1 protein-coding gene is annotated in these 1,737 nt (G+C 61.1%); it reads right to left on the minus strand.

Annotated elements, in window-relative coordinates; translation table 11 throughout:
• Positions 1 to 224 precede the first annotated feature (224 nt).
• Positions 225 to 1,505, minus strand: a complete 1,281-nt coding sequence (metK, locus tag ACTQ1E_RS08765) for a methionine adenosyltransferase (protein WP_427728191.1) — start codon at positions 1,503 to 1,505, stop codon at positions 225 to 227.
• Positions 1,506 to 1,737: the final 232 nt, after the last annotated feature.

The following is a 1,737-nucleotide window of genomic DNA, read 5'->3' on the forward strand; positions in this document are numbered from 1 at the left end:
TCAACTGGGAAAATGCCGCCCCCGGGGCCCGAGAGGGGCCGCGGGGGCGTTCGGTTGACTGCGGGAGCGTGCCGTCAGCTCAATGTGTTCGGCTGAGATCGGAAATCAACCTTCCATGTCCCAGGCCGGCTCATCTTCACCACCTTTAAATAAAAAAGAGGTACAGGTTGTTCCGGTACCTCTTTTTGGTGCGTTTTTATTTGGCTGTGGCTTTTCTCGTTAGCTTACAGGCCGCAGGCTGCTTTGAGTTCGTCGATGCGGTCCGTTTTCTCCCAGGTAAAGTCGGCGTCTTCGCGGCCAAAGTGACCGTAGGCTGCCGTCTTTTCATAGATGGGGCGACGCAGGTCCAGGTCGCGGATGATTGCGCCCGGGCGCAGGTCAAAGGTCTTCTCCACGGCCTCGACGATCTTGTCCTCGGCAATATGCGCGGTGCCAAAGGTGTCGACCATGATCGACAGCGGCTTGGACACGCCGATGGCGTAGGCCAGCTCGACCTCGCAGCGATCGGCCAGGCCGGCGGCGACTACGTTCTTGGCGACCCAGCGAGCGGCGTACGCGGCAGAGCGGTCGACCTTGGTGCAGTCCTTGCCGCTAAAGGCGCCACCGCCGTGACGGCCGTAGCCGCCGTAGGTGTCGACGATGATCTTGCGGCCGGTCAGGCCCGTGTCGCCCATGGGGCCGCCCACGACAAAGCGGCCGGTGGGGTTCACATAGATATCGGCGCCATCCCACGGCATGTTCTCGGCATCCATGACGGGTGCGATGACATGCTCGATGAGGTCGGCCTTGATCTTGCCCATGTCCTCAACTTCGGCAGCGTGCTGCGTGGAGATGACGATGGTTGTGACCTCCACGGGCTTTCCGTCCTCGTAGCGCACGGTGACCTGGGTCTTGCCGTCGGGGCGCAGATAGGGCAGGGTGCCGTCGTGGCGCACGGCGGACAGGCGTTCCGCCAGGCGGCTTGCCAGGTAGTGCGGCATGGGCATGAGGGTCTTGGTCTCGTTGGAGGCGTAGCCAAACATCATGCCCTGGTCGCCGGCACCGATCAGGTCGATCGGGTCGGTGGTAGCGCCGGTCTGGGTCTCAAATGACTCGTCGACGCCCTGGGCGATATCGGGGGACTGCTCGTGGATGAGGCTCATGACGCCGCAGGTATCGCAGTCAAAGCCAAACTTGGCGCGGTTGTAGCCGATGCGGCGGATGACGCCACGGGCGATTTCCTGCACGTCGACGTATGCCTGGGTGCGAATCTCTCCGGCGACGATGACGGTGCCGGTGGTCACGAGGGTCTCGCAGGCGCAGCGGACGTTTTCCACGTTGGCGGGCACGCCGTTGGGCGCAATATAGCCCTGCTCCTGCAGCTCTATTTCTTTGGCGAGGATTGCGTCGAGGACGGCATCGCTGATCTGGTCGGCGATCTTATCGGGATGGCCTTCGGTCACCGACTCCGACGTAAACACAAAAGACCCCTGCTGGGGCGGGATGGAACGAAGCTCTTCTGACATGATTGTCCTTTCGAATAACGTGTCCCAGCGACCGTTACCATTCCGCTGGGCTCTGTATGCAGGGGCACATCATAGCGCGTAAATCCAACATTCACACCCTTTCCGCACCCACTCATTAGGTAGCTAATTTGAACTGCCTCCCATTTCTTGGACATGAGAAATGGGAGGCTTTTTATGCGTGTCGACTTGAGGGTGAAGCACGACATCGAGGCCAGGAAGGCGGCGATCGGGC

This window comes from Collinsella sp. LCP21S3_C7 (assembly GCF_052118485.1).
Classification (GTDB): domain Bacteria; phylum Actinomycetota; class Coriobacteriia; order Coriobacteriales; family Coriobacteriaceae; genus Collinsella.

Coding starts and splice junctions, on each gene's coding strand:
- metK (WP_427728191.1), bottom strand. CDS start 1,505: ATGTCAGAAGAGCTTCGTTCCATCCCGCCCCAGCAGGGGTCTTTTGTG.